The organism is Staphylococcus sp. HMSC056G08 (assembly GCF_001812305.1).
Lineage (GTDB): Bacteria > Bacillota > Bacilli > Staphylococcales > Staphylococcaceae > Staphylococcus > Staphylococcus simulans.
In genome coordinates, this window is record NZ_KV808447.1 from 40,980 (window position 1) to 65,025 (window position 24,046).

Sequence of the window (24,046 nt, forward strand, 5' to 3'; positions counted from 1 at the left end):
TTCAGTTCACTCAAATTATAACATAGTATATTGGTGCGTCGTATGCATATTAAAGCTCGTTCTTAAATTGTTTATGGTCATTCAAGTAAGCATAGAATAGACCGATGATTAATCCGCCGCCGATATAGTTACCGATGAATGCAGCTATGATATTGATGACTGCAGGCCAGAAGTGTAAAACATCTGATTGGTAAATAGCGCCGCCGATAAATAGACATGCGTTGTAAACAACGTGTTCGTAACCCATAAATGCGAAGATAGCAACCCCAAACATCATCACAAACATTTTTGCTAGAATGTCTTCAATTTGCATCGCAATAACTAATGAGATATTGATAAAGAAGTTGGCAAAAATTGCTTTAGCTAATATTTGAGTAAAGTCAGCTGTCATTGTTTTGTGATGTAGCAAGACTTCTAATTGTTTCATCATTTCTGGTGTAACGACATCACTGAAACGTAAGATAATAAAGAAGGCTAGGGCACCTAACATATTACCGATGAAACATAACATAAAGATTTGGAAAGCACGCCATGGCGAAATAACTTTATAATATAAACCCACTGTGAAATACATAAAGTTACTTGTCAGGAGTTCTGAATTGGTAAAAAGAATCAGTACTAAGGCAAAGCTGAAAGCAACTGATCCGACGATGTTGATAATTCCTGTGTTGATTTCTCCTGTGTGTACTTCTTGTACAAAACCAGCTTTAATGGCTAATACAAAGACTGCAATAATACTGATAATAAAACCTGCCATCATGGCACGTAATAAATAGCGCTTAAAATAAGTCGCTTGTAAGACGTCTTTAGTTTGGATAGTTTTAACAACTTCTTTAACCCATTTACGTCCATAAAATACATTATCCCAACGGATATATTTTTCACTGTTCATTCCTAAAAAAACTCCTCGCTCTAGCAAAATGTTTAATATTAATTCAGGCTGAGAGGGTTATCTCATTTTCTGTAATGCATATAGTATAATCGCATTTCTTATTTTTGTGAATACTTTCACATAAACTTTTTTCATAAATATGACTGTCTCGTGAAAATTATTGAAATACTGCATTTGTATATAAAACAGTGATTGTGTCAAAAAGACAATTGTCTCTATGTACATGACAAAGAATCAGAAAATTATCAAAAGTACATTGCGCTTTTATAAAACTCCGTGCTATAATGTTCAAATAAAATGTATTTACTAAATGGACACTGTTCATTGTGTGTGTTTTAGGAATACAATATTTTATTTGAGTGCGAAATGCATTAAAATGCGCGATGACTGCTTTTGTTGTATTTTAGGAAAAAATAAATGAAAGCGCATACATAAAAGTGTAATTTTTATGTTTTCATCTAGAAATTTTATAGTATAATAGCCTCAATGGGCTTGAAAAGTTACAAATAGATAGCAAAAAGAAACATTGTTAAATTTTTCGCAATCTTTTAAATTTTAGTAAATTGGGACGCTGAAATAGAAAGAGAGAATGGGGCAGCTATCGATAACTTGTAATAGGGCCTGGAAATCATGAAAGAGAAGGGGTATTTTCTAATGGAAGAAACTCAATTACACAGGGGATTAAGTTCTAGACAGATTCAAATGATCGCACTCGGTGGTACCATCGGCGTTGGTTTATTTATGGGTGCGACAAGTACAATTAAATGGACAGGACCATCTGTTATTTTTGCTTATTTAATTGTTGGACTATTTTTATTTTTAGTAATGCGTGCAATGGGAGAAATGGTTTACTTACATCCTACTACAGGTTCATTTGCAAACTTCGCAAGTGACTATATTCATCCAGTAGCAGGATATTTAACAGCCTGGAGTAACATATTCCAGTGGGTTGTAGTTGGTATGAGTGAAGTTATCGCAGTCGGAGAATACATGAGATATTGGTTCCCAGAACTTCCGGATTGGATTCCTGGTGTTATCGTTATTGTATTATTAGCTTCAGCGAACTTAGTATCAGTTAAAGCGTTCGGTGAATTTGAATTCTGGTTCGCGATGATCAAGATTGTCACTATTGTTTTAATGATTATTGCTGGTTTCGGTTTGATTTTCTTCGGACTTGGTAACGGCGGAAATGCCATCGGTTTATCTAACTTATGGTCACACGGCGGTTTCCTTCCTAACGGTTGGCTTGGCTTCTTCTTTGCTTTATCAATCGTTGTAGGTTCTTATCAAGGTGTAGAATTAATCGGTATCACAGCAGGGGAAACTAAAAATCCTCAAAAGAATATTAAAAAAGCAGTTAACGGTGTTATCTGGCGTATTTTAATCTTCTATATCGGAGCTATCTTCGTTATTGTAACTGTTTATCCATGGGATCAACTTGGTACAATCGGTAGTCCATTCGTAGCAACATTCGCGAAAGTCGGTATTACAATTGCAGCTGGTTTAATCAACTTCGTAGTATTAACAGCCGCAATGTCAGGATGTAACTCAGGTATCTTCAGTGCGAGCCGTATGATTTATACATTGGCACAACACAAACAATTACCTAGATTCTTCTTGAAAGTAATGAAAAATGGTGTACCTGTGTACACAGTACTTGCGATTTCAATCGGTATCTTTATCGGTGTTATCTTAAACGTTATCTTACCTTTATTCATTAAAGGTGCAGACAGTATTTTCGTATATGTTTATAGTGCATCAATCTTACCTGGTATGATTCCTTGGTTTATGATTTTAATCAGTCATATCCGCTTCAGACGCCTTCATCCTGAAGAAGTCCAAAGTCATCCATTCAAAATGCCAGGCGGAGCACCAGCAAGCTTTGCGACTATTATTTTCTTAATTATCGTATTAATCGGTATGTTGCTTAATAAAGAAACAGTTGTATCAGTTGTTATCGGATTCTTATTCTTAGGTTTCATGACAGCGTTCTACTTCATCAGAGGATACGACAAATTACCTTATAAAGATCAACATTTAGAATAATATAAGACAAATGAAAAAGAGTTGGGCGTTATGCTCAACTCTTTTTTAATGTTCAAATTTAATTTTAGAAAGATGTTTCTTATAGTTGTTTAAAGCCATTTTAGATTGCGTAATTGTATCTAACGCATTTGAAAAGTCCATAGACAAATAACGGTAATACAGCACATTGATAGTAAAGAGCTGGGCTGTCAGAGAAGTAGTAGCCGCCATACGAAACTCATTTTCTTCTGATTCGCTGTAAATCAAATCAATATCACTATAGCGTGTCATCGGATTATGATGTGTACCCATTAAGGTAATCAGGCACAAATGATAATCCGACGCAACACGTGCAATGGCTTCGAGTTCATTGTGTTCACCGCTATTAGAAATTAAGAATAATGTATCACGGGCGTCATGAGTTGCAATTAAACTGATTAACGCGTGCACACTTTCAACGCATTGCGCATTTAAACCAACCTTAGATAGTTTCTGTGTTAAATCTAATGCTGAAACAAAGGAAGCGCCAAAGCCAAATAAGAAGATGGTACGTGAACGTTTCAACCTGATACAGACTTGTTCAATCTTCTGTTCATCAACTTCATCTGAAACTCTGCATAATGTTTGAGTGCTGCGTGACAACATTTTGCGTTTGATAGAATCAATCGATTCATTCGGTTGTAATTCAATAGGTTGGGGTTTTGTACGTTTGGAAAGGTATTTTGATACTTCTGTTTTTAATTCTTGAAAGCCGCCATCTGTTACTTTGTAACCGAAGCGGACGACCGAAGAAGGACTGGTATTGGTGCTGTTCGCTAAATCTAAAGTTGTCATATCAATGACTTTTTGTGGCCGTTTTAAAATAAAGTCTGCGATTTTTTTCTCGCTTTTAGTTAAAACATTATATTTTGTTTCTAGTTTAAATAGTATGTTTGTCATCATAATCACCTGCTCTATGAAAAAACAAAGCTGCTTTTTCATTTGTTTTGTAAATCATAGATAGCAGTAAACAGAACCCTTAGTTGCTACAGTTTACTTTGATTATTGTTTGTACGCCTATTAAAGCACGACTCAGACAAACCGACAGTCTCCCAATTATCAGTTCATCTTTATAATGGTTTCTAGTGTACTATAGGATGACAGCTAACACAATTGAGAATTTTAAAAACAACACTCACTAGTATTATCATACCTAACTGATAAAGATTTAAACGATTAACGTTAAAATATTAAAAAATTAGTCAATAATTGAGTGAGAGGTTAAAAGAAAAAGCAAGTGATGAATGGGTTTTTGCCACGTTTTGATCATCACATTTGTATTGCCAGTGTTAAGGATTACTAACGGCTGCAAGATTAATTTGGCTAATAAGTCACAGTAGCGTTGTGTAATAAAAGAAGGGTGTGTTTCAACTAAGCTTTGTGCTTTGTGATAATATGCTTGTAGATATGTTGTGATATCATTTGCAGTCTGTTCAGCAGGTTTCTGTTGATTTAAAGTTATATAGTGATGATAGGTGTCGCTTAAAGTAATCAAATGAATCAGTTGTGCGTAAATATCTGTTTCAATTGTTTGTTTTGTCATTACTAATCATTCCTTAAAAGATAAATTTAATTTGTGATTTGAAAGCCGATAACTTAAGATAAATGCATGAGAAGTTAAATTTTGTATAGAGGAGCATCTTATGGAGTTAAAAAATAATAAGCCAGCATGGAGAGATTTAACGTTAATTCCGATTGGTTTTGTTTTAATCTTTCTATTTACTTTTTTAGAAACGTTAATAGCAGCCAATTTTAATGTACCGATAACCGTTGAAACATTAATTCCAATTTCAGCTATAGGTCAAATCAATACATATATCGCACTTTTAATTATTTACTATTATTTTCACTATAGTGAAATGCCTATGAAATTATCATCAGGATGGCATTATGTTAAGAAACATTGGTTGTTTTTGTTGATTATGCTGCTGATCGCAATGGGAGGAGAAACACTCTACAATTATTTGGTTTCGTTCTTGCCTGAAAATTTACAGTATACAGAAACACAAAATGAACAGGAATTAGAATTATTGTTCAGAAATCCAGCATTTTTACCTTTCACATTTATTTTTGTAGTAATTATAGGTCCTGTTGTTGAAGAATTATTCTTCCGTACCATTTTGATTGGAGAGTTAGGGAAGAAGTTGAATTATATTGTCATGGCGATTATTTCGGTTATCGGCTTTGCGTTGATTCATGTCACAGGAGCCGAATCTCCATTTGAAATCGGGTCCTATTTAATTATGGCAATTGTTATTGTTTATGTATATTTCAAATCAGGTAAAAATACTGCAGCTACTATCGCAATTCACATCGCGAATAATTTCGTTTCTTTCATCATCACAATTTTATATCTATAATAAAAAAATCCAACTGAGGTGTATCCCTTAGTTGGATTTTAAAAATTGTTGATAATTATAGATAGTAATATCGTGAGTCTTTAATGTTTTATGAAATGAATAAGAGATGTCTTGAATCGCTTGAATCGGTATTTCTTTTGTATGTCCATGACCAATATCGAAAATAACGACACGCCATTCAGCTTTGCGACATATCAATCCGATAAAGATGACATTTTCAGTAAAAGTCTCACTTTCCAAATCATATTCGACTAACATCACATTACGCTCTGCGCAATAAATTAATAAGTCTGAAAAGATTTGCGGTATTGTCTCGTTTGGATTAGATTCAAATTTAATGTAGCGATCCATGCGTTTTAACAAACGTCTGATATGTGTTGTTGGCTGATTGAGACATTTCTTGATAATTTGTGCAATTTCTTTTTTATAAGGTAAACGAGAATAAGATTGACTCTCGTTTAATGTCATAAATAAAGCTAGCATTTGTGCTTCGTTTAATTCGAGTTGAATCGGTGCAGGATGGCTTTGAATCTGGTATCCGCCGAGCATGCCTTGTTTTGCGATAATTTGGACACCTTGTTTTTCAAGATCTTGGATATCTCTTAATATCGTACGCTTTGAAACTTTAAGTGTTTTCGCAAGTTGTGCTGCAGTGAGTTGATGGTTGGTTTCAATTGCCTGAACAAGTTTATTTTGACGTTCTATTTTATTCAATTAAGCCACCTCCGATATATTACATATTACAATCATTATATCATATCTCTTAAAATTTGATGTTTTTAGGTAATGTACTTGTAGAAAAAATTAAAAAAAGTCGAAAAAATTTCAAGTAAACGCTTACATTTTATAAAATTATGTGCTAAACTATCATTAGTAACTAGGAGATAGCACTTAGTGAACAAAGGGGTAATGATAAATCATGTCGTGTGATTTATTAGAACGTGCGAATCACTAGTTAATTAACATCTTCAATATTATTACTTACTTTCCTTTCTATGCCGACTAGTTAAGCTAGTCGGTTTTTTTATTGATTATAAAGTCGTTAACAGTTCATTTGTGTTCCATGCTAGAATGAAAACATACATAAGAAAAATAAAGGATGAGGTGTGTAATTTGAATCGTAATCAACTGCTTCAATTAGACCAAGCAATCAGACACTGGTTGAAAGGGTTGGATGATATTATTCCTAAACTGATTGCGGATATGCATACAGAAACAAAAGCAAATCAGTTTGATTTAGTAACCAATGTAGATCAAATGATTCAAGATCAATTTGACGCATTTTTAAAAGAACATTACCCAAGTCATGAACTTTTCGCTGAAGAAAAAAATAATGATTTAGTAGATGCGAAACATGGCGATGTTTGGATAATGGATCCGATTGACGGTACTGCGAATTTAGTAAAACAAAAAACAGATTATTGTATTATCTTAAGCTATTTCTCTGAAGGTCAACCGATGCTTGCTTACATTTATGATTATCCGCACCATACACTTTATAAAGCCATCAGAGATGAAGGTGCATTTGAAAATGAAGTACGTATGCCTAAGGTACCTTCTTTAGATATCAGTGAAATGATTCTGTCGTATAATCCATATGTTTTAAATGATCATACACAAGCAGATTTAAAAGCGGCAGCGTTCAGTTATCGATTAATCGGGGCTTGCGGATTAGATTCTTTACGCGTGATGAAAGGTCAATTCGGAGCACACATTAATACAAATGCGAAACCGTGGGATATTTCTGCACAGTTTTTATTTGCGAAAGAACTTGATTTGAAAATGACGAATCTTGATAATGAACCAATTGATTTTGCGGTTGGCGGACCGTTTATTATTAGTAATAAAGGGTGTCATGAAGCGGTCCTTGAAATATTAAATCAAAAAGGCGGTTATCAAGTTAATAAAATAACTAAGACTTAAGCACCATGTTAGTTAAAATCAACTATAATATAATGGATTGAAATGAAAGATGAGGAGTGGTTGGGTGAAGAGAACAGATAAACCTGGTCGTAAAATGGGACTTGTACCAAAAATATTATTATGGGCATTTGGAATTTTAGTAATACTTGCGCTTGTTGCAGCAATCTACTTAGCAATTAAGATTTTTGCGGTTGGCGGAAAGATTCATAACCCTCTAGACAGAGACAAATCAGAATTACGAAAAGAAAAAGTAGATTTAAATAAAGGCGATCCATTCACAATTGCTTTATTTGGTGTGGATAGTAATGAAAAACGTCAAAGTGAAGGGGACGGACAACGTTCTGACTCAATCATGGTATTATCTATTAATCCAGATAAAAAGACAACTGAAATTGTCAGTATCCCACGTGATACTCAAGCTGAAATTGTCGGACATGATTCAGTAGAGAAAATCAATCATGCTTATGCGTATGGTGGTCCGGATATGGCTGTGAAATCACTTGAGAAATTGCTGGATGTACCGATTGATCATTATGCGACAGTTGATATGGATGGCATCAAAGGTATGGTTGATGAAATCGGTGGTGTAGATGTTATCAGTAATGCGACATTTAGTTATAGTGGTTACAGCTTTGTGAAAGGCGAAAAAACACATTTAGATGGTGACAAAGCTTTAGCGTTTATCCGTTCACGTAAAGAAGAAGGTGCAGGCGGTGACTTCGGTCGTCAAGAGCGCCAACAATTAGTGTTACGTGGTATTGCGAATGAATTAACAAGTGTGAAGTCACTAACGAACTTTAATGGTGTGACGGATCAAATCAAAGAGAATGTTACAACTGACCTATCTCTAGGTGAATTAAATACAGTCCGTTCTAAATATCAAAAAGCAAATGAAAATATGAACCGTTTAGAACTACAAGGCGGTGGAGGTATTCAAAGTGATGGCGTTTATTACTTTGTACCTGATGAAAGTTCATTGAATAACGTTTCAAATGCGCTAAGACAAAATTTAGAATTATAAATGAAATGCCGAGGCAGGGTTAATCTTTGTCTTGGTATTATTTTACCCTAAAATTTAAAATTGTATATAAATAAAATACATGTTTTGGGGTAATGATAAACAGAGGGGGAATTTTTTATGACAAATAATAATAAAGATCAAAATAAAGTAGATGAAAAAGAAGTACAAGATGTATCTGAAATGGTTGATGAAGGCGGCTTAGGTGCCGATAATTATTATGGCATCAATGAATTCCAACCGAATGGCAACACTGTAGAAGTTGGAATTGATCAATTCAAATTGAAAGTCAGCGAATATAATGATGCTGATTTAGTCAATTCATTAATTGCACATGCAGATGCAAACCATAATGAAGAAAAATTTGATGAAGCTATCAATATTATTAAACAAGAAGTATTAGGTAGATTACACGATAAGTAAGCAAAATACCGGCATGTGATATGTCGGTATTTTTTAAAAGAAAGTTTAAACTAATTCGTCTATGAAATAGAGTAATACATTATGTTAAATCCTTTAAATCGGCACCAAAAAAAGAGATTCATGAATAAAAAGTTTAATATGTCAACTTTAGAGAGAATATATAAGTATGGGACTTAACATTTAACTTTAAAAGTAATAGAATTAGTAATAAGACTATTTTTTATTGCGTGGGGCAAAAAAAGACTAGTCTTCAATATTTACGGAATATATAAAATAAATAGAGGTTTAGGAAATGAGTTGAATCTTTAGAGGCTGAATGTTTCTAAAGGAAGTGAGATGCAACCGCAAACTTCGTTGCATTGTTCATCTAAAGATTGCTTAATTTCAATAGATATTAATGTTGATACATACATTCGTATCTGTGACATAAGCGTGACATCGGGGATTTCATGCGACTCTTATACTGTTCTTTTGACCCTCATCAATCAGAATGCAGTATACCTGTCGGTATGTCATCAGCTTAAACACATTTGCAAGACCTCAGAATATAGGGGTGATTACATGCAAGAACATCTTGTCCTTACATTAGACGGGAAAGACTATCTTGTGGAACCAGGTACGAATCTTCTCCAGTTTATTAAATCTAGAGATACATTTGTGCCGTCAATCTGTTATAACGAATCATTAGGGCCGATTGAAACTTGTGATACATGTGCAGTAGAAATCGACGGAAAGATTGCACGTGCATGCGGCACAACAATTGATCGACCAATGGTCGTTAATACGACAAACAGCGATGTTAAAGCATCTCAAAAAGAAGCTTTAGATCGTATTTTAGAAAAGCACATTCTGTATTGTACAGTATGTGACTACAACAACGGTGATTGTGAAATCCATAATACAATGGATGAATTCGGTGTTCAGGAACAATCATATGAATATAAAGACAAAGGTTACGAGAAAGACTTCGGTCCTTTCTATCGTTATGACCCAAGTCAATGTATTCTTTGCGGTCGTTGTGTAGAAGTTTGTCAAGACGTTCAAGTCAATGAAACATTATCAATCGACTGGGAACGTGAACAACCACGTGTTATCTGGGATAACGACGTATCAATCAACGAATCATCATGTGTATCTTGCGGACAATGTGCGACTGTATGTCCATGTAACGCAATGATGGAAAACCACATGGTGGGTGAAGCAGGTTACATGACTGATACTGAACCAGGTACATTAGCAGACATGATTGACTTAACTAAGAAAGCAGAACCAGGTTATGGTCCATTATTCGCAATTTCAGATTCAGAATCTGCATTACGCGAAGAACGTATTGAGAAAACGAAAACAGTATGTACATACTGTGGTGTGGGATGCTCATTTGATGTATGGACGAAAGACCGTGAAATTCTTAAAGTTCAACCGCAACATGATTCACCAGCTAACCGTATTTCGTCTTGTGTGAAAGGTAAATTCGGTTGGGACTTCGTCAACTCTGAAGAACGTTTAACGAAACCTTTAGTACGTAAAGGTGACGAATTCGTTGAAGTAGAGTGGGAAGAAGCATTGAACGTAATTAGCGAAAACTTCTTACGTATCAAAGAAGCTAAAGGTTCAGATGCATTATCATTCATCGCATCATCTAAAGGTACAATTGAAGAATCTTACTTGATGCAAAAATTAGCACGTCAAATGGGTACAAATAACGTCGATAACTGTTCACGTTATTGTCAAGCACCCGCAACGAAAGGTTTATTCAGAACTGTAGGTCACGGTGGTGACTCAGGTTCAGCGGATGATTTAATGAAAGCAGGCATGGTGGTATTAGTAGGTACAAACACTGCTGAAGCTCACCCAGTTATTGCTTCTAAAATCAAACGTGGACATAAATTATTCGGTAACAAACTTCATGTATTCGACATTCGTCGTCATGAAATGGCTGAACGTGCAGACAAATTCTATCAACCAAAACCAGGTACTGACTTGGCATGGTTAGCTGCAGTTACGAAATACATTATCGATAACGACCTTCACGATAAAGCATTTATCGATGAGTGGGTAGATCACTTCGATGTGTACTACAAATCATTAGCACCATTCACATTAGAATTTGCGGAAGAAACAACAGGTATTCCTAAAGATGACTTGATTCACTTCGCACATGAAATGGTTGATTCTAATGGCGTATGTATCGCTTGGGCGATGGGTGTTACTCAACAAGACATCGGTAGTGATACAAGTACTGCAATCTCTAACTTGTTATTAGTAACAGGTAACTATAGAAGAGAAGGTACAGGTGCTTATCCATTACGTGGTCACAACAACGTACAAGGTTGTAGTGATGGCGGTAGTATGCCGGATAAATTCCCTGGTTACCAAGATGTAACTGACGATGAAGTACGTGCGAAATTCGAAAAAGCATGGGGTATGGAACTACCAGCTATTGCTGGACGTGATAACCATCAAATGATGGAAGGTATCCATAACGATGAAATCGACGCAATGTACATCTATGGTGAAGACACTGGTATCGTAGATGCGAACATCAACTTTGTACAAGCAGCGCTTGAAAAAGTCGACTTCTTAGTCGTTCAAGATGCATTCTTGACACAAACAGCACGTTTCGCAAACGTTGTTTTACCAGCTAGTCCTTCACTTGAAAAAGAAGGTACTTTCGCAAATACAGAACGTCGTATCCAACGTTTATATCAAGCAATGAAACCATTAGGCGACTCAAAACCTGACTGGGAAATCATTCAATTGATCGCAAACAAAGTTGGATTAAACTGGAACTACTCACATCCAAGTGAAATCATGGATGAAATGGCAAGCTTAACACCATTATTCGCTGGTGTAAGATATGACCGTTTAGAAGGTTACAATTCATTACAATGGCCTGTACATGAAGATGGAACAGATGAACCTACTTTATACTTAGACGGGTTCAACTTCCCTAATAAACGTGCCAAATTATATCCATTAACATTCGACAACTTCTTCAAAGAAGATGAAGAATATGATATCCATGTTAACAATGGTCGTATCCTAGAACACTTCCATGAAGGTAATATGACTTACCAAGTGCCTGGCATCAAATACAAAGTGCCGAATGTTTACGTTGAAATCTCACCAGAACTTGCGGAAGACCGCGGTATTCATGAAGGTGCAGATGTTAGATTAGTTTCTTCAACAGGTCAAGTTGAATTAGTTGTTCACATTACTGACCGTGTTAAAGGTAAAGAAATCTATATTCCGATGAATAATAACGCTGACGAAGATGGTACTGCAGGTGCAGTCAATATGCTGACAAACAGTGATGTTGACAAAGACACAGATACACCATCTTACAAACGTACATCAGCACGTATGGAAGTCATTACACGTAGAGGTAAGTCACCACTTAACCCTTCTAACTTCCGTGTGAATACAGAACGTAACCCGCAATACAGTGTTCAAGTTCAGAAAAAATGGGCACGTCCAGACTACGTGTTCCCAGGAAATCAGGTGAGACACGATGGCTGAAAACATTAGAAAAATCAAACGTATGGAAATTTCACATGAAGAGCAAAAAGCGAAAGATCTTGCAGAAGTAACTGATGCTATTTCAGAAAACAAAGATGTTATCATCAAAGCAATCCGTTTAATGCGTGTCTTAGATGATGCGAAAATCTTAGATGCTGGTATCGGCGCAGTTGAAAAACGTGGCTTCATTACAAACAAGATCACAAAAGAGTTGAATAAAGAGCAATATACTGGCTTATTAAACAACTTAGCACCACTTGTATTCATGCTTGGTAAAGTGGATGTTGCAGGTACAGAAGAAATGTTGCTTAAGTTGAACAAAGGACTTAAAAATGCGAATGCTGCAAGTCCAAATCAACGTACAACAATTTCTAGCTTAGTCGGCTTATTGAAAGACGATGAAGCAAACAGAAGTATTACGTATTTCGTAAACTTATTAAAAGGAATGTCACGCGAAGATTAAGCGTCATTCTATAAGAGCTGTTCTTTTTAGAACGGCTCTTTTTTTACATACAGAATCTATCTGCCGACGCTGTCAGAAATATGATAAACTTTAATAGAATTTAGATGTAGATGATAGAAAGAAGGTGTTGACGATTAACCCGAACATATTAAAAGCTTTAGCACTGATTTCAAATTTATTTGTCGTGCTTGGTTTTATTTTTTTGATTATGATGAAAGCCGTGCTTGCGATTACCATGTTTGCGATCGGTTTAATTATCAGTTTAATGATGTTTAATGTTTTATTCCGTGACAGAACAGGAATGAAGATAATTATCAATCTCTCTTTTACAATTGTGATGATTGTGATCATTGCAGCATACTTTATGTTGAAATAGAAAAAAATACATGAGGAGTTCGCATAATGAATCGTAAAGTAAAAACGCGTATTTTCAGGCTGTTTGTCGGCTTAATTCTTTTAACTTTTATTATTCTATTTATCATTAATGAAACGAATTGGTTCAGCAATGATAAGAATTATACATTTGATGAAGCTGTTCAACTTCAAACTTTAAAAGGTGTATTGAATACGAAAGAAGACAATGGTCAATTTGTGAATGCATCTAAAGCAGATGTTGAACAAGCTATGGCAATTAAAAGACAGAATCATAATATCAGTTATATGGATATTTCAGAGCCTGTCTCAATGGATGAAAAAGAAGTGAATCAATTATTAAAAGGCAAAGGCGTGCTTGAAAATAAAGGGGACGCATTTTTAAAGGCACAAGATAAATATGATGTGAATGTTATTTATCTCGTCAGTCATGCATTAGTGGAAACAGGACATGGTCGTTCTGAGTTATCGAAAGGCATTAAGTTTAAAGGAAAAACATATTATAATTTTTATGGCATCGGTGCGTTTGATGAAGACGCAATGAAGCATGGCCATAGTTATGCGAAAAAGCAGAAGTGGACGTCACCAGAACGTGCAATTATGGGCGGTGCACGTTTTGTACGAGAAGACTTCTTCGATAAAGGACAAATTTCACTTTATCAAATGCGTTGGAATCCTAGCAATCCTGGTCAGCATCAATATGCGAGTGACATCGGTTGGGATCAAAATATTGCAGGTATGATGGATACGTATTATCAAAAATATGGTATTAAAAAAGATGATATTCGTAAAAACTTCTATAAATAACCAAAGAGGGCAGCAGCCCTCTTTTTTAAGCTATCCAGCTAGATACATAGGAAATAGGGAATATGATAGAATAAATAGGAAGTGTTAAAAAGAGGTGGATTATTGAGATGAAAATAGCAATTGTCGGCGGCGGCATTGGCGGACTCACCGCAGCTGCCTTATTACATGAACAAGATCACGAAATACATGTATTTGAACAACAAGATGAAATCAAAGAAATCGGTGCAGGTATCGGCATCGGTGGTAATGTATTAGACAAACTCGGCAATCATGATATGGCAAAAGGAATTAAAAATGCAGGACAAGTCATCAAAGAAATGGAAATTTTAGATGACAAAGGACATGTATTAAATAAAGCAGTGATGAAAAAAGGAACAGTTAATTTAACACTGCCAAGACAAGCTTTATTAGATGTTATCGCATCTTATGTTCCAAAAGAATTAATCCATACAGGAACTAAAATCGTGAAACTCGTACAAAACAGTTCGAAAGTTACTTTAACAACTGCACAAGGTGATACACATTACTTTGATTTATGTATCGGTGCAGATGGCGTACATTCAATTATTCGCGGACAAGTAAACCCTAAAGCCACTGTTAACTACCAAGGCTATACATGCTTCAGAGGAATGGTCGACGATGTAACTTTGAATGACCCGCATACAGCGAAAGAGTTTTGGGGTGCTAAAGGTCGTGTAGGGATTGTACCGATGTTGAATAACCAAGCGTATTGGTTTATTGCGGTTAATGCGAAAGAAAACGATCCTAAATTTAAAGAATTCACGAAACCTTATATTCAAGCATATTACAATAACTATCCAAATGAGGTCAGACGTATTCTAGACCAACAAAGTGAAACGGGTATTTTACACCATAATATTTACGATTTAACACCGCTTCAATCCTTCGTCTATGGTCGCACATTATTACTAGGTGATGCAGCTCATGCGACAACACCGAATATGGGACAAGGTGCAGGACAAGCGATGGAAGATGCGATTGTGTTAGCAAATTGCTTAAATACTTATGATTTCAGAGAAGCTTTAGCACGTTATGATGCGTTACGTGTGAAACATACTGCAAAAGTGATTAAACGTTCTCGCAGTATTGGTAAAAAAGCACAATATCAAAATGGCTTGATGATTGGCTTGCGCAACTTTGTGTTGAAACGCACACCGTCTAAATTGATTTCAAATCAAGCGAAATTCTTATACAAAACGAAATCTGTATAAACAACCAACATCGTTTAAAACGATAAAATAAAGAAATAAAAAATGAGGTCTGGGATATTTTCCCAGGCCTCATTTTACTTAAGTGTAAAAATCTTATTTAACGTTATTTACAACATATTGTGGTGCTTTGTTGTCTTTTAAGACATCTACTGTGTTATTTGCGACAATTTCAGCCATGCCGTCACGTGCTTCAAATGTAGCGTTACCGATATGCGGCGTAATCACGACATTGTCTAGTGATTTCAAGTCTTCAGTGATTTTCGGTTCGAATTCATAAACGTCTAACGCTGCACCTTCGATGACTTTGTCTTTCAATGCATCAGCAAGTGTTTGTTCGTTTACAATCGGACCACGCGCAGCATTAACTAAATAAGCTGTCGGTTTCATTTGTTTGAATTGTTCTGTATCGAACAAGTGGTGCAATTCTGGTTTGTAAGCAGCGTTGATTGTGATAAAGTCTGATTCTTTTAATAATGTGTCAAAATCAACGTATTTCGCACCTAATTCTTTTTCTTTATCTTCTTTACGATGTGGACCTGTATAAAGGATATCCATATCGAATGCTTTCGCACGTTTAGCAACTGCATAACCGATATTTCCTAAACCGAAGATACCGATAGTTTTACCTGATACTTCACGTCCTCTGAAGAATAATGGTGCCCAACCATCGAATCCTTTCGTACGTGATAACTGATCACCTTCAGCAATACGACGTGCCACTGCAAGAACTAACGCAAATGTTAATTCTGCTGTTGAGCGTGTTGAAACGCCAGGTGTGTTTGTCACATAGATGCCTTTAGATTCAGCATATTCAATATCTACGTTATTAAAGCCGGCACCGTAGTTTGCGATCACTTTTAAGTTTTCGCCTGCTGCGATGACGTCTTTATCTACGTTTGTAGATAAAATACTGATTAATGCATCCGCATCTTTCACGCCATTTTTTAATGTTTCTTGATCCACAACTCCTGGACCATCGTACATATCGACTTCGATATTATTCTTTTCTAGAATATCAAGTCCTACTTGTGGGATAGGGCCTGCAATATAGACCTTAGCCATACAAAACACTCCCTTTCTTAGTTTATATATCAATTATATTAAAAGGAAGAAGGAGAAACAATGAATACACCGTAAGCGTATGCATGACTATGAAATGAGTTTTAACCCAACAGAAGAAACGACAATTAAGCCGATACAAAGAATACGCCAGATATTTTTGGATTCATTATAAAATATCATACTGATAATTGCACCGCCGCCAGTTCCAATACCTGTCCAAATCGCATAAGCCGTTCCCATCGGGATGGAATTCATAGCGAGTGATAAAATACTGAAACTGAAGATAAAGGCGATACCTAATAACACAATATAAAATTTCTTGCCTGTTCGATTCAATTCATTTAAATGAATCACGCCAAGAATTTCGAAACAGCCTGCGATAAATAAATATAACCATGCCATCAGTGTGAGCCCTCGCTTTCTGTTTCATCTGTTGATAGTTTCAGTCCAAGAATACCAATCAATAATAAGATAATGAAAAAGAGTTTGGTAAAGCTGAAGGGGTCGCCATAGACCACCATATCTAAAATAATGGTGCCCACTGTACCGATACCTACGAAAATGGCATAAGCCGTTCCCACAGGCAATGATTTACAAGCATTGATTACTAATGCGAAACTGATCGCAATCATAATTAAAGTCAGTCCCCAACTGAGCACTGAATCTGCATTTTTAATACAATTGACCCAAATAATTTCTACTAAGCCAGCTAAAATGACTTTAAACCAGCGCATACACACGCCTCCTTCTTCTTAATTCAGCACTGTCTATTTTCTCAAATTACACACAGAGAAACAATGAATGTGTTTATGAAAAAAGCATCAAAAAAACACACAACGCTGTGGTTGTGTGTGATTAGTTGAAGAAGCGGATAGATAGCGGGATTAGGTATTCCTCGCCATTATATGCTTTGACAGCCGCTATGACTGAGAATACAATGCTCAATATACCGAGAACCGGTAATATTATCATACCAATTAATACGATGCATAAAACTAATGCTACAATCGTCCATATCGTATAAGAAATAACGAAATTAAAATAGTTTTTAGCGGTCTTATTTACAAAATAAGATTCACTGCCTTTGGTTAACCAAATAATTAAGGGTCCGATAATAGTTGTAAAAAAGCTGAGTATATAAATTAAACACGCGAATAAACGTGCATCTTCTGTTGGAAATTGTTGATAGACTTCAGTGTGCTCGGTGACTTGTTCAGGTGAATGTTCCTTAGTCATAGCGCTCCTCCGATATTTAAGATTACTTTAAATATAGCAATAATTGAGTTTAAATGAAACACAATCGGAAAAACTTCAATATTTTTTACCATTTTGGACACCTAACAAAAACAATAAATAAAGAGAAGTAGGGTATGAAATATATAGACGTTATTGTTAATAAGTAGCTAACAAATTTTTATTTTATTATTTGTCTAATCATGTTACGATAACTATAATACACTATTTGATGGTCGCAGAAAGCTGTAACTGTGCGTGTTCTAGCATACACAAGTCTCACAAGTTTTCTGTTTTATTTTTCTTTAAGACGGTTAAATAGAATAAATAATATTTTCACACTTCGAGAGACCGTACATCACTTTCTTTCTAGCAATAAAGCTATTGTACGGTCTCTCATAATCATGACTAAACAAAGAAAGAAGGTATGAAGCATGAAAATAGCAATTATTGGTTCAGGTAACGGTGCTGTCACAGCAGCCGTTGATATGACAAGCAAGGGCCACGATGTCAAATTGTATTGCCGTAACGCTTCTATCGAAAAGTTCGATAAAGCGATTGAACAAGGCGGTTTCCACTTCAATAATGAAGGTGAAGAAAGCTTTGTGAAATTTACACAAGTCAGCGATGACATCGAAGAGGTTATACAAGATGCAGAAATTATTCAAATGATTATTCCATCAACATTTATTGAATATTATGCACGTATTATGGCGCCGTTCGTTAAGGATGACCAAATTATATTCTTCAACATGGCAGCTGCTATGGGTTCAGCACGATTCCTTAACATATTAGAAGATGAATATATCGATGTATGCCCACGTTTTTGTGAAGCAAACACATTAACGTATGGTACGCGTGTTGACTTTGAAGAGGGTATTGTTGATCTATCTTTAAATGTACGTAAAGTCTATTTCACTTCTTATATTCAAGAACATTTAAGTGAAGACTTTGAAATTGTTGAAAAGATTTATCCTCAAATTATTAAAGAAGAAAACTTATGGAAAACAAACTTAGAAAATGGTAACCCAGAAGTGCACCCAGGACCTACTTTATTAAACGTTGGACGTATTGATTACTCTGGAGACTTCTCATTATATAAAGAAGGGATTACTAAACATACGGTTCGTTTACTGCATGCGGTAGAGCTTGAGCGTCTGTCACTTGGCCGTCGTTTAGGATTCGAACTGCAAACAGCAAAAGAAGCACGTATTCAACGTGGTTATTTAGAAAGAGATCGTGAAGATGAACCGTTAAATCGTCTGTTTAACGAAAGTCCTGTTTTCTCACAAATTCCAGGGCCAAATCACGTGAAGAATCGTTATTTAACTGAAGATATTGCATTCGGTTTAGTCTTATGGTCTAGCTTAGGGCGTGAAATTGGGGTAGAAACGCCGAATATTGATGCGATTATCGTCATAGCTTCTACAATTTTAGAACGTGATTTCTTTGAAGAGGGTCTGACAATCGACGAGTTAGGCAGAGATAAAGTTGGATTAGATTAACAATTAAATAAAGGGGGACATATTATGAAGAGAATGCCGACATTACTTGAATCCATTTCAACCATCGTTGTAATGATGTTATTAGTTATTGTTGGATTTGTGGTATTTGGAATTCCAGTACAACCATTATTAATTCTTTCAGCGGCTTATGCGTCAGTAATTGCCTGGCGTATAGGCTTACGTTGGAAAGATTTAGAAGAGGGGATTACACAGCGGCTGAGTACAGCGATGCCTACGATTTATATTATTTTATGCGTAGGGATTGTAGTTGGGACATGGATGTATTCTGGAACCGTACCTGCTCTGATTTATTATGGATTAAAATTGTTGAATCCAAGTTATTTCTTGGTCTCTGCGTTTTTAATTTCAGCGATAACGTCTATGGCCACTGGAACCGCTTGGGGTTCTGCATCAACAGCAGGAATCGCGTTAATTGCGATTGCACATCAATTACATATTGATGCGGGTATGGCTGCAGGTGCAATTATTGCAGGTGCAGTTTTCGGTGATAAGTTATCACCACTCTCTGATACAACAAACTTAGCGGCAATGGTCACGAACGTGAACATTTTTGCCCATATTAAAGCGATGTTATGGACGACGATTCCTGCGTCGATTATCGGTATGATAGTTTGGTTCTTTGCGGGATTAAATCATAAATCGAGTGCGGATAAAAGCCAAATCAATGCATTATTACGTCAACTCGAAAATGTATATCATATTAATTTCAGTGTATGGATTCCAGCGATTGTTATCATCGCATGTTTATTATTCCGCTTCTCAACCGTACCGGCTATGTTAGTTTCATGTGTGGCAGCGATCTTTGTCGGCGCACTGAATCATGGCTTTAATTTTACTGATGGTTTTAAAGCGGCCTTTGACGGTTTTAAACCAGATATGATTGTCCATCAAGTCAATTTAAATGATAAAGCGACGACTTTGCTTGAGCAAGGCGGCATGATGAGTATGACACAAGTCATTGTGACAATCTTCTGCGGCTATGCGTTTGCGGGTATTGTCGAAAAATCAGGTTGTTTAACAGTGATGTTGAACACAATTAAAGATAAAGTCACTTCGCCAGGCATATTAATTTTAGTTACAGTAATATCTGGTTTGATTATGGTATTAGCAGCAGGAGTAGCATCTGTTGTGATTATCGTAGTAGGTATGTTGTTATATGATATGTATGATGAGATGAAGCTGTCTCGTACAAACTTATCACGTACACTTGAAGACTCAGGTACGATGATTATTCCATTGATCCCTTGGGGCACATCAGGAATTTATTATACGCAACAATTAGGTGTAAACGTCTATTCTTACTTTATTTGGACGGTACCTTGTTATTTATGTGTGATTTTCGCTATATTCTACGCCTTTACTGGCTGGTCAGTGAAAAAGGTGAAATCACCAGACACAACACATTATACGCAGCACGGTTAAAGATGAACTGTCTCGCTTTTTAAAGTGAGGCAGTTTTTCTTTGACTTTTTACAATTTTTCGGATTTTACACATTAAACGCGTGAATCCAGGGTATAACATACTAATGGTGGAACAATTATAGTTATCTAAGAAGGATTAATTGCAATTCCAATCATTATCATTAAAAAATTAATATTTATTAGGTTTAGTTGTGTACTAAAACGGTTATTAAATATATATGAATGAGGTGATTCCATGCTATATGTAGTAATACTTGTAGCGATATTACTATTGTGTCTAGGAATTCATCGATACTTCAATTTAGATAATTTAACTGTAAAATATCCTTCTATTATCTATTTAGTAATCAGCTTTATATTGTATTTTGTAGCGATTTTGCAATATAGAGTTGATTCTTCTATGTCGGAATTTTTAGCACATGAAATGTTAATGACGTCTATCTTCGGGCTATTAATATTTTGGGCATTATCCCAAACTAACAAAACAAAAGATACTGTTGTTTATACAGTAATGATATTAATCTTATCTCTTATTGAGGTTATGACTACGAGTCCTCAGCTTGGGATTAATGCCACAGTAGAAATGTTTGTGGTACGTATTGTCCTAACAGCCGGTATGGCCATAGGTTTAGGAGGCTATGTTCTTTATAGACAACTTAAACGACCCGTATCAGAAAGCTTCCCATTATTATATGTGTTAGCTTTCGCATTCTGGATTATGATCGCATATTGGTTATAACGTAGTAAATAGATAGAAAAGCCGGCAGGCTTAGGTGTAAATTCCTAAGTCGCCGGCTTCTTTGTTATGCGTATAAGTTAGTGGCAGGATAAGCAATAGAAATAAAAAAAGGGTATAAAAAAACCAACTGATTGTAGCTGATCAGTTGGTTTATATCGTAAATTTATTAATTAGTGGATGTAGTTGTATCCGCCTGCTTGGCTAGCTGAGATTGTACGTGTAGTTACAACGCCAGGACCTTGACCGTAGTTCATTTCTGAAACGTTTACTGAACCGTCGCTGTTTACACTTTCAACGTATGCAACGTGACCGAAAGCACCTTGGCTAGTTTGTAAGATTGCGCCAGCTGATGGGTTGTTGTTTACAGTGTAACCTGAAGCTGCTGCTGCGTTAGCCCAGTTGTTAGCGTTGCCCCAAGTTGAACCGATTTTACCGCCAACTTTGTCGAATACGTAGTAAGTACATTGACCTACAGTGTATAAGTTAGCACCTGATGATGAACGGTTAGCGAATGTGTTAGTGCTTGTTTTTGGTGCTGAAGTAGTTGTTACTTTAACGTTGTTGTCTGATGTTGAGTATGAAGCACCTAAACCGCCAGTACGTGGAGCAGTTGCTTGTGTATTGTAGCTAGTATAGTTTGTATAGTTATTGTTAGCTGTGTTGTTGTTATTGTATTGAGCGTAAGTACCATAGTAGTTATTGAATTGATTAGATTGGTTCCAGTTACCTTCCCAAGTGTAGTGGTAGTTACCATCTTGATCAATTGTATATGAGTAGCTGTAAGAATAAGGATCGTTTGAGTTGTATCCGTTATTTTGTGCAGCGTCTGCATCGTGATTAGATAAAGTTAAAGCAGCGATTCCTAAACCTGCTGTAGCGATTGTAGTAGTAGCGATTTTATTCATGATAAAATATCCTCCTAAAGATAATAAGCTAAATTATTTTTTAAGTCTCGTGACTGGATTAACATTTACTAAATTTCATAATTTGTTTTGTTTGTTTCGTTCTCTTAACGACAAGACTAACTCTACCAAAAAAAATTGCACTTGTGTGGTTTGTTATCGTTTTGTAATTTAGTTCTAATAATTATGTATTTGGATGTAATAAGCATGAAAGTAGGACTATAGTCTTAGAATGTTGATGTTATCGCATTTTTAACATTTTTAATTATTTGTAAAGGCTTTTCATATTACAGTCTTGTAATATAACAGAAAACTTTGAAACATAATTTCTAATGAATAAATGTTGCTTTGTAGTTAATATGACGGAGATTTATTTTTAAAATTCTGTCGAATAGATAGTCATCTAATTAAATACAATAGGTGGATGTTAACTATTAACTTTATGTAAAGTTAGGCTTTTCTTCATTAAATGGAAGTTTTTATCTCTTTGTTCTGCTCGAGTTGAAAGTATTGACTTAAGGAAAGAACAGATGTATTATTTAAGTATAAAAATTATACCTAAAGAGGTGAAAAAAGTGAAACTCGAAATTGGAATGACATCCTTTGCAGACAACACTGATATTTATACAGAAAATGGCATTCAAGAAAAATTAACAGCAGCAGAACGTATTAGAAACATCGTAGAAGAAATTCAACTTGCTGATGAAGTAGGGCTGGATGTATATGGATTAGGTGAACATCATCGTTCAGATTATGCAGTTTCAGATCCTGTGACTGTACTTGCGGCAGCAGCGACAACAACGAAACGTATTAAACTTTCATCGGCAGTAACGGTTTTATCATCAGATGATCCAGTACGTGTCTATGAACGTTTTGCGACATTGGATGCAGTATCTAACGGACGTGCTGAAATTATGGTAGGGCGCGGTTCGTTTATCGAATCTTTCCCATTATTCGGTTACAACCTTGATGATTACGATCAATTGTTTATTGAGAAGTTGGAATTATTGAAACGTATCAATCAACATGAGATTGTTAAATGGGAAGGCGGTTTACGTCCAGCAATTAACAACTTAGGTGTATATCCTAGAGCAGTGCAAAAGGAAATTCCAATTTGGCTCGCAACAGGAGGCACACCAGAGTCTTCTATGAGAGCTGCAGAGTTCGGTTTACCGATTACCTACGCGATTATCGGTGGTAATCCTAGACGTTTCAAACGTAATATTGCAGTGTATCGTGCAGTTGCTGAAAACAGAGGTTATCGCGCAGAAGATATGCCGGTTGCAGTACATTCTTGGGGTTATATCGCAGAGACTGATGAAGCGGCACAACGTGAGTTTTACGCGCCGACTAAAGTCGCACATGATATCATCGCCAGAGAACGTAATTGGCCGCCATACGATCAAGCGCATTTCCAACGTGAAATCAGCGATGAAGGTGCAATGTTTGTAGGAAGTCCGGAAACAGTCGCAAAGAAAATGATTAAAGTAATCGAAGAATTGAACTTGAATCGTTTCATGATTCACCTGCCAGTAGGGTCTATGCCACATGACCGTGTAATGCATGCAATTAAATTATACGGAGAAAGGGTAAAACCTATTGTAGAGGAATATTTTAATAATAAATAAAGGAGATTGTATTATGTTATTACGTTATTTAAACAATATTAAAATCGCTAAGGAATTATTACAGGCTTCAGAGCCAAAATTAAAAGGTGACGCAGGTATGAAAGATACTTTCGCAAATGTGTTCGGCCTTGATTCTAAATGGGTAACAGTTGCAGGTACTTTAGAAGCAGCAAGTGGTTTAATCTATTTACTAAGCTTCGGCAACAAAAAAATGACAAATGTTGCTTCATTATTAGCAGTAGGTGTTTTAGGTGTTGCAGCTTACAAACACTACGAAGCAGGTCATGGTAAAGAAGGCGCTAAACACGCAACTGACTTATTGAAATTAGCTGCATTATCTTCAGCTGATACAATTTGCAGTAAAAAATAATAAATAATCAGTGTATATATGAATAAGGCTCAATCACAAAACTGTGGTTGAGCCTTTTTATGGCTCTATACTATTTAGGACTGGTGATAAT

Annotated in this window: 24 protein-coding genes; 15 read left to right on the forward strand and 9 right to left on the reverse strand. The window is 35.8% G+C overall.

Annotated elements, in window-relative coordinates:
- Window positions 1–49: 49 nt before the first annotated feature.
- Window positions 50–892, reverse strand: coding sequence for a formate/nitrite transporter family protein (locus HMPREF2846_RS03175; RefSeq protein ID WP_002479653.1), 843 nt, complete (start codon window positions 890–892; stop codon window positions 50–52).
- A gap of 654 nt (window positions 893–1,546) precedes the next feature.
- Between HMPREF2846_RS03175 and HMPREF2846_RS03180 the strand changes: the two genes are divergently transcribed.
- The gene (locus HMPREF2846_RS03180) at window positions 1,547–2,938 is read left to right on the forward strand and encodes an amino acid permease (protein ID WP_070625687.1); all 1,392 of its coding nucleotides are present in this window, start codon (window positions 1,547–1,549) and stop codon (window positions 2,936–2,938) included.
- A gap of 45 nt (window positions 2,939–2,983) precedes the next feature.
- On the opposite strand, the gene HMPREF2846_RS03185 is transcribed toward HMPREF2846_RS03180, so the two are convergent.
- Together HMPREF2846_RS03185 and HMPREF2846_RS03190 are read right to left on the reverse strand one after the other, a co-directional pair.
- The gene (locus HMPREF2846_RS03185) at window positions 2,984–3,856 is read right to left on the reverse strand and encodes a MurR/RpiR family transcriptional regulator (RefSeq protein WP_002479651.1); all 873 of its coding nucleotides are present in this window, start codon (window positions 3,854–3,856) and stop codon (window positions 2,984–2,986) included.
- Between the two features lie 298 nt (window positions 3,857–4,154).
- Window positions 4,155–4,499, reverse strand: coding sequence for a hypothetical protein (locus tag HMPREF2846_RS03190; protein ID WP_002479650.1), 345 nt, complete (start codon window positions 4,497–4,499; stop codon window positions 4,155–4,157).
- A gap of 100 nt (window positions 4,500–4,599) precedes the next feature.
- Between HMPREF2846_RS03190 and HMPREF2846_RS03195 the strand changes: the two genes are divergently transcribed.
- The gene (locus tag HMPREF2846_RS03195; protein ID WP_070625689.1) at window positions 4,600–5,316 is read left to right on the forward strand and encodes a CPBP family intramembrane glutamic endopeptidase; all 717 of its coding nucleotides are present in this window, start codon (window positions 4,600–4,602) and stop codon (window positions 5,314–5,316) included.
- Between the two features lie 27 nt (window positions 5,317–5,343).
- Here the strand turns inward: HMPREF2846_RS03195 and HMPREF2846_RS03200 are convergent, their stop codons facing one another.
- Window positions 5,344–6,030: a helix-turn-helix transcriptional regulator gene (locus HMPREF2846_RS03200; RefSeq protein ID WP_070625691.1), complete on the reverse strand. Its 687-nt coding sequence runs from the start codon at window positions 6,028–6,030 to the stop codon at window positions 5,344–5,346.
- Window positions 6,031–6,429: 399 nt separating this feature from the next.
- Between HMPREF2846_RS03200 and HMPREF2846_RS03205 the strand changes: the two genes are divergently transcribed.
- The 8 genes from HMPREF2846_RS03205 to HMPREF2846_RS03240 all read left to right on the forward strand — a co-directional run bounded on the left by HMPREF2846_RS03205 (window position 6,430) and on the right by HMPREF2846_RS03240 (window position 15,073).
- Window positions 6,430–7,239, forward strand: coding sequence for an inositol monophosphatase family protein (locus HMPREF2846_RS03205; protein WP_057509918.1), 810 nt, complete (start codon window positions 6,430–6,432; stop codon window positions 7,237–7,239).
- Window positions 7,240–7,303: 64 nt separating this feature from the next.
- Window positions 7,304–8,260 carry an LCP family glycopolymer transferase gene (locus HMPREF2846_RS03210; RefSeq protein WP_002479646.1) on the forward strand — a complete coding sequence of 319 codons (957 nt, stop codon included), beginning with the start codon at window positions 7,304–7,306 and terminating at the stop codon, window positions 8,258–8,260.
- 117 nt (window positions 8,261–8,377) lie between these two features.
- On the forward strand, window positions 8,378–8,680 hold the full coding sequence (locus tag HMPREF2846_RS03215; protein WP_002479645.1) for a hypothetical protein: 303 nt from the start codon (window positions 8,378–8,380) through the stop codon (window positions 8,678–8,680).
- 561 nt (window positions 8,681–9,241) lie between these two features.
- Window positions 9,242–12,199, forward strand: a complete 2,958-nt coding sequence (fdhF, locus tag HMPREF2846_RS03220) for a formate dehydrogenase subunit alpha (protein WP_070625693.1) — start codon at window positions 9,242–9,244, stop codon at window positions 12,197–12,199.
- Window positions 12,192–12,662 (forward strand): helical membrane plugin domain-containing protein, encoded by a 471-nt coding sequence (locus tag HMPREF2846_RS03225; RefSeq protein WP_002479643.1) that lies wholly within the window; start codon window positions 12,192–12,194, stop codon window positions 12,660–12,662. Before fdhF ends, HMPREF2846_RS03225 begins: the two co-directional genes overlap by 8 nt.
- Window positions 12,663–12,786: 124 nt before the next feature.
- Complete coding sequence (locus tag HMPREF2846_RS03230; RefSeq protein WP_037556062.1) at window positions 12,787–13,038, forward strand: hypothetical protein; 252 nt, start codon at window positions 12,787–12,789, stop codon at window positions 13,036–13,038.
- Window positions 13,039–13,064: 26 nt separating this feature from the next.
- Complete coding sequence (locus HMPREF2846_RS03235; RefSeq protein WP_070625695.1) at window positions 13,065–13,841, forward strand: N-acetylglucosaminidase; 777 nt, start codon at window positions 13,065–13,067, stop codon at window positions 13,839–13,841.
- A gap of 107 nt (window positions 13,842–13,948) precedes the next feature.
- Window positions 13,949–15,073, forward strand: a complete 1,125-nt coding sequence (locus HMPREF2846_RS03240) for an FAD-dependent monooxygenase (RefSeq protein WP_057509915.1) — start codon at window positions 13,949–13,951, stop codon at window positions 15,071–15,073.
- A gap of 93 nt (window positions 15,074–15,166) precedes the next feature.
- On the opposite strand, the gene HMPREF2846_RS03245 is transcribed toward HMPREF2846_RS03240, so the two are convergent.
- The 4 genes from HMPREF2846_RS03245 to HMPREF2846_RS03260 form a co-directional block, all read right to left on the reverse strand.
- Entirely contained in the window at window positions 15,167–16,135 is a 969-nt protein-coding gene (locus tag HMPREF2846_RS03245) for a 2-hydroxyacid dehydrogenase family protein (protein ID WP_070625697.1), read from the reverse strand.
- Between the two features lie 87 nt (window positions 16,136–16,222).
- Window positions 16,223–16,537, reverse strand: a complete 315-nt coding sequence (locus tag HMPREF2846_RS03250) for a DMT family transporter (protein ID WP_070625699.1) — start codon at window positions 16,535–16,537, stop codon at window positions 16,223–16,225.
- Window positions 16,537–16,869 carry a DMT family transporter gene (locus HMPREF2846_RS03255; protein ID WP_002479638.1) on the reverse strand — a complete coding sequence of 111 codons (333 nt, stop codon included), beginning with the start codon at window positions 16,867–16,869 and terminating at the stop codon, window positions 16,537–16,539. The genes HMPREF2846_RS03250 and HMPREF2846_RS03255 overlap by 1 nt, the downstream gene beginning before the upstream one ends.
- A 121-nt stretch (window positions 16,870–16,990) precedes the next feature.
- Window positions 16,991–17,371 (reverse strand): DUF4870 domain-containing protein, encoded by a 381-nt coding sequence (locus HMPREF2846_RS03260; RefSeq protein ID WP_023015020.1) that lies wholly within the window; start codon window positions 17,369–17,371, stop codon window positions 16,991–16,993.
- A gap of 431 nt (window positions 17,372–17,802) precedes the next feature.
- On the opposite strand from HMPREF2846_RS03260, the gene HMPREF2846_RS03265 reads away from it, so the two are divergent.
- The 3 genes from HMPREF2846_RS03265 to HMPREF2846_RS03275 all read left to right on the forward strand — a co-directional run bounded on the left by HMPREF2846_RS03265 (window position 17,803) and on the right by HMPREF2846_RS03275 (window position 21,055).
- Window positions 17,803–18,873, forward strand: a complete 1,071-nt coding sequence (locus HMPREF2846_RS03265; protein ID WP_002479636.1) for an NAD/NADP-dependent octopine/nopaline dehydrogenase family protein — start codon at window positions 17,803–17,805, stop codon at window positions 18,871–18,873.
- Between the two features lie 24 nt (window positions 18,874–18,897).
- Window positions 18,898–20,316: a Na+/H+ antiporter NhaC gene (gene nhaC, locus HMPREF2846_RS03270; protein WP_070625701.1), complete on the forward strand. Its 1,419-nt coding sequence runs from the start codon at window positions 18,898–18,900 to the stop codon at window positions 20,314–20,316.
- Between the two features lie 235 nt (window positions 20,317–20,551).
- Entirely contained in the window at window positions 20,552–21,055 is a 504-nt protein-coding gene (locus HMPREF2846_RS03275; RefSeq protein ID WP_070625703.1) for a hypothetical protein, read from the forward strand.
- Between the two features lie 170 nt (window positions 21,056–21,225).
- Here the strand turns inward: HMPREF2846_RS03275 and HMPREF2846_RS03280 are convergent, their stop codons facing one another.
- Window positions 21,226–21,960, reverse strand: coding sequence for a CHAP domain-containing protein (locus HMPREF2846_RS03280; protein ID WP_002479633.1), 735 nt, complete (start codon window positions 21,958–21,960; stop codon window positions 21,226–21,228).
- Between the two features lie 572 nt (window positions 21,961–22,532).
- On the opposite strand from HMPREF2846_RS03280, the gene HMPREF2846_RS03285 reads away from it, so the two are divergent.
- Both HMPREF2846_RS03285 and HMPREF2846_RS03290 read left to right on the forward strand, forming a co-directional pair.
- A complete protein-coding gene (locus HMPREF2846_RS03285) occupies window positions 22,533–23,585 on the forward strand; it encodes an LLM class flavin-dependent oxidoreductase (protein ID WP_070625705.1) in 1,053 nt (350 codons plus the stop codon).
- 13 nt (window positions 23,586–23,598) lie between these two features.
- A complete protein-coding gene (locus tag HMPREF2846_RS03290) occupies window positions 23,599–23,955 on the forward strand; it encodes a DoxX family protein (protein ID WP_023015013.1) in 357 nt (118 codons plus the stop codon).
- The last annotated feature ends 91 nt before the right edge of the window (window positions 23,956–24,046 follow it).

Excerpts from the sequence above, each read along its gene's own strand:
- HMPREF2846_RS03240 (WP_057509915.1), top strand. The coding sequence starts at position 13,949 with ATGAAAATAGCAATTGTCGGCGGCGGCATTGGCGGACTCACCGCAGCT.
- HMPREF2846_RS03235 (WP_070625695.1), top strand. The coding sequence starts at position 13,065 with ATGAATCGTAAAGTAAAAACGCGTATTTTCAGGCTGTTTGTCGGCTTA.
- HMPREF2846_RS03195 (WP_070625689.1), top strand. The coding sequence starts at position 4,600 with ATGGAGTTAAAAAATAATAAGCCAGCATGGAGAGATTTAACGTTAATT.
- HMPREF2846_RS03175 (WP_002479653.1), bottom strand. The coding sequence starts at position 892 with ATGAACAGTGAAAAATATATCCGTTGGGATAATGTATTTTATGGACGT.
- HMPREF2846_RS03250 (WP_070625699.1), bottom strand. The coding sequence starts at position 16,537 with ATGGCATGGTTATATTTATTTATCGCAGGCTGTTTCGAAATTCTTGGC.
- HMPREF2846_RS03225 (WP_002479643.1), top strand. The coding sequence starts at position 12,192 with ATGGCTGAAAACATTAGAAAAATCAAACGTATGGAAATTTCACATGAA.
- HMPREF2846_RS03255 (WP_002479638.1), bottom strand. The coding sequence starts at position 16,869 with ATGCGCTGGTTTAAAGTCATTTTAGCTGGCTTAGTAGAAATTATTTGG.
- HMPREF2846_RS03265 (WP_002479636.1), top strand. The coding sequence starts at position 17,803 with ATGAAAATAGCAATTATTGGTTCAGGTAACGGTGCTGTCACAGCAGCC.
- HMPREF2846_RS03290 (WP_023015013.1), top strand. The coding sequence starts at position 23,599 with ATGTTATTACGTTATTTAAACAATATTAAAATCGCTAAGGAATTATTA.
- HMPREF2846_RS03180 (WP_070625687.1), top strand. The coding sequence starts at position 1,547 with ATGGAAGAAACTCAATTACACAGGGGATTAAGTTCTAGACAGATTCAA.
- nhaC (WP_070625701.1), top strand. The coding sequence starts at position 18,898 with ATGAAGAGAATGCCGACATTACTTGAATCCATTTCAACCATCGTTGTA.
- HMPREF2846_RS03215 (WP_002479645.1), top strand. The coding sequence starts at position 8,378 with ATGACAAATAATAATAAAGATCAAAATAAAGTAGATGAAAAAGAAGTA.
- HMPREF2846_RS03185 (WP_002479651.1), bottom strand. The coding sequence starts at position 3,856 with ATGACAAACATACTATTTAAACTAGAAACAAAATATAATGTTTTAACT.
- HMPREF2846_RS03275 (WP_070625703.1), top strand. The coding sequence starts at position 20,552 with ATGCTATATGTAGTAATACTTGTAGCGATATTACTATTGTGTCTAGGA.
- HMPREF2846_RS03280 (WP_002479633.1), bottom strand. The coding sequence starts at position 21,960 with ATGAATAAAATCGCTACTACTACAATCGCTACAGCAGGTTTAGGAATC.
- fdhF (WP_070625693.1), top strand. The coding sequence starts at position 9,242 with ATGCAAGAACATCTTGTCCTTACATTAGACGGGAAAGACTATCTTGTG.
- HMPREF2846_RS03260 (WP_023015020.1), bottom strand. The coding sequence starts at position 17,371 with ATGACTAAGGAACATTCACCTGAACAAGTCACCGAGCACACTGAAGTC.
- HMPREF2846_RS03245 (WP_070625697.1), bottom strand. The coding sequence starts at position 16,135 with ATGGCTAAGGTCTATATTGCAGGCCCTATCCCACAAGTAGGACTTGAT.
- HMPREF2846_RS03190 (WP_002479650.1), bottom strand. The coding sequence starts at position 4,499 with ATGACAAAACAAACAATTGAAACAGATATTTACGCACAACTGATTCAT.